This window comes from Rhodococcus sp. ENV425 (genome assembly GCF_002887785.1).
Taxonomy (GTDB): Bacteria; Actinomycetota; Actinomycetes; order Mycobacteriales; family Mycobacteriaceae; genus Rhodococcus; species Rhodococcus aetherivorans.
Genome location: NZ_PCZU01000297.1, coordinates 40051 through 43444, shown reverse-complemented (window position 1 = coordinate 43444; position 3394 = coordinate 40051). Strand labels below are relative to the sequence as shown.

1 protein-coding gene is annotated in these 3394 nt (G+C 73.5%); it reads left to right on the top strand.

Annotated features, from left to right (window positions below; genetic code table 11):
- Window positions 1-3394, top strand: a 3394-nt coding sequence (locus CQZ88_RS32115; protein WP_258008851.1) for an amino acid adenylation domain-containing protein, incomplete at both ends; no start/stop codon positions are given.

Below are 3394 nucleotides of genomic sequence, written 5' to 3'. Positions count from 1 at the left end.
CGACTTCTTCGAGCTCGGCGGCAACTCGCTCGTCGCCACCCGCGCGGCCGCCCGCCTCGGGGAGCGGCTCGCCACCCGGGTCCCCGCGCGGCTGCTGTTCGAGGCGTCCACCGTCGAGGGTCTCGCCGCACTCGTCGAACCCTCCGTCGGGGAAGGAGCGCAGCAACCGCTCGTCGCCGGGCCGCGCCCCGACCCGATCCCGCTGTCGCTGGCACAGCAGCGGATGTGGTTCCTCAACCGGTTCGATCCGGCGTCGGCCGCGAACAACATCCCCGTCGCACTGCGCGTCCGCGGGGGGCTCGACGTCGATGCCCTGCGCCGGGCCCTCGCCGACGTCGTGGCCCGGCACGAGGTGCTGCGCACCGTCTATCCCGATCGCGACGGCGTCGGGTCCCAGCTGGTCCTCCCGCCGGAGCAGGCGGCGCACTCCCTCGACCCGGTGCCGACGCCGCCCGACGAGATCCCCGGAGCGGTCGCCCGGCTCGCGACGGCCGGCTTCGACGTGACCGCCGAGGTGCCGCTGCGGGTCGCACTGCTGCGGTCGGCCGACGACGAGCACGTTCTCGTCGTGGTCGTCCACCACATCGCCGCCGACGGCGCGTCCATCGCCCCCTTCGTGCGGGACCTGGTCACCGCGTACGTCGCCCGCACCGGCGGCGCGGCCCCCGCGTGGGAACCGCTCGCGGTGCAGTACGCCGACTACGCCCTCTGGCAGCGCGCGGTGCTCGGTGACGAGTCCGACCCCGCGTCGCCGGCCGCGCGGGAGATCGAGTTCTGGCGCGGCGCGCTCGCCGACCTCCCGGATCGGCTCGACCTGCCGACCGACCGGCCCCGCCCGGTGGAGGCGTCGGGCCGCGGCGCCACCGTCGACTTCGAGGTCGATGCCGCCCTGCACGAGGCGGTCGAGGCCACCGCCCAGGCGACCGGCACGTCCGCGTTCATGGTCGTCCACGCCGCGCTGGCGGTGCTGCTGTCGCGCCTGTCGGGCACCGCGGACATCGCGATCGGCACGCCCGTCGCCGGCCGCGGCGAGCGTGCGCTCGACGACCTCGTCGGCATGTTCGTCAACACCCTCGTGCTGCGCACCCGCATCGAGCCGGCCGCCACGTTCGCCGAACTGCTCGGCCGGGTCAAGGACACCGACCTCGCCGCGTTCGACAACGCGGAGCTGCCGTTCGAGCGGCTCGTGGAGGTGCTCGATCCGGTGCGGTCGACCGGGCACCACCCGCTGTTCCAGGTGGCGCTGTTCTTCCAGAACCTCGACCGTGCCGAGGTGACCCTGCCGGACGTGGAGATCGAGCCCGTCGACCTCGGCGGGGCCATCGCCAAGTTCGATCTGCAGCTGACCGTCTCGCCGCGGGAGGACGCCGGGAAGCCGGCCGGAATGTCGGCGCAGTTCACCTACGCCACAGACCTTTTCGACGAGTCCACGGTGCGGGATTTCGCCGGCCGCCTGATGCGGATGCTCGCGGCGCTCACCGCCGACGCCGGCCGCGTGGTCGGCGACGTCGACCTCCTCGACACCGCCGAGCGCCGCGCCCTCGCCGTCGGCAACGACCGTGCGGTGCATCCGGTCCGGGCGACCGGGCTCCTCGCCGCGTACCGGGACGCCGTCGCCCGCCACCCGGATGCGGTGGCCGTCGTCTTCGGTGACGAGTCGCTCACCTACGCCGAGTTCGACGCGCGCGTCAACCGGCTCGCCCGGCACCTCATCGGTCTCGGCGTCGGACCCGAAACCCTGGTGGCCCTCGCGATCCGGCGATCGATCGAACTCCCGGTCGCGATCTACGCGGTCATCGCGGCCGGCGGCGCCTACGTCCCGCTCGACCCCGACCATCCGGCCGAGCGGATCGGGCACATTCTGGCCACGGCACAGCCGGTGTGCGTCCTGAGCACCCGCGCGGACGCGGCGGACCTGCCCGGCACGGTCGCCCCCGTCCTGGTCGACGACCTCGACCTGCAGTGCTACGCGCCCGACCCGATCCGGGACGGCGAGCCGGCCGGCCCGATCCGCCCGGACACCCCCGCCTACGTGATCTTCACGTCCGGTTCCACGGGACGCCCCAAGGGCGTGTGCGTCTCGCACGAGGCCATCGTCAACCAGCTCGAGTGGATGGCCCACGAGTACGAGATCACCGGCGGCGACGTCTATCTGCAGAAGACCGCCACCACCTTCGACGTGTCGCTGTGGGGCTGGTTCCTGCCCCTGCGCGCCGGCGCCACCCTCGTCGTCGCCACCCACGACGGTCACCGTGACCCCGTGTACGTCGCCGAGACGATTGCCCGGCACGGCGTGACGCTGACCGACTTCGTGCCCTCGATGCTCACCGTGTTCGCCGCCCATGCGCCGGCCGGCACCTGCTCGACGCTGCGGCACGTGTTCGTGATCGGCGAAGCCCTGCCGCCCGAGACCGTCGACGCGTTCCGCCGGGTCTCGGACGCTGCGGTGCACAACCTGTACGGCCCGACCGAGGCGGCAGTCTCGGTGACCTACTGGCCCGCCGGTGACGAGCGGCAGAGCGTGCCCATCGGCGTGCCCGAGTGGAACGTGCGCGTGTACGTTCTCGACGGCCGGCTGCACCCCGTCCCGGTCGGCGTGCCCGGCGAGTTGTACCTTGCCGGAGGGCAACTCGCACGTGGTTACGTGGGCCGCCCGGACCTCACCGCGGATCGCTTCGTCGCCGACCCCGCCGGCGCCCCCGGCGCTCGCATGTACCGCACCGGTGACCTCGTCCGGTGGCGCCGCACCGCCGGCGGCGAGCCCGTCCTCGACTACATCGGCCGCACCGACTTCCAGGTGAAGTTCCGCGGTCAGCGGATCGAGCTGGGGGAGATCGAGACGGCTCTGCTCGCGCAGCCCACGGTCGGTCAGGCCGTGGCGCTCGTCGTGCCCACGGCCACCGGTGAGCAGCTCGTCGGATACGTCGTCCCCGCCCCGGGCGCGGCGGTCGAGAGCACGCAGCTGCTCGGCGCCGTCAAGGAGATCCTGCCCGCGTACATGGTGCCGTCGGCGCTCGTCGCGCTCGACGCCTTCCCCCTCAACGCGAGCGGCAAGCTGGACCGCAAGGCGTTGCCGGAGCCGGTGTTCGAAACCCGCGGGTTCCGCGGGCCGCGCACGCCTGTCGAGGAGATCGTCGCGGGCATCTTCGCCGACGTGCTCGGCCTCACCCGCGTCGGTCTCGACGACGACTTCTTCACCCTCGGCGGGAACTCGCTCGTCGCGACCCAGGTCGCGGCGCGGCTCGGTGCTGCGCTCGACACCAAGGTGGCCGTCCGCGTGCTGTTCGAGACCCCCGAGGTGGAGGCTCTCGCGGCCCGCCTCGAATCCGAGGTCGGCCGGACCGGGCGCGTCGCCCTGCGCCCCCGGCCGCGACCGGAGGTCGTCCCGCTGTCC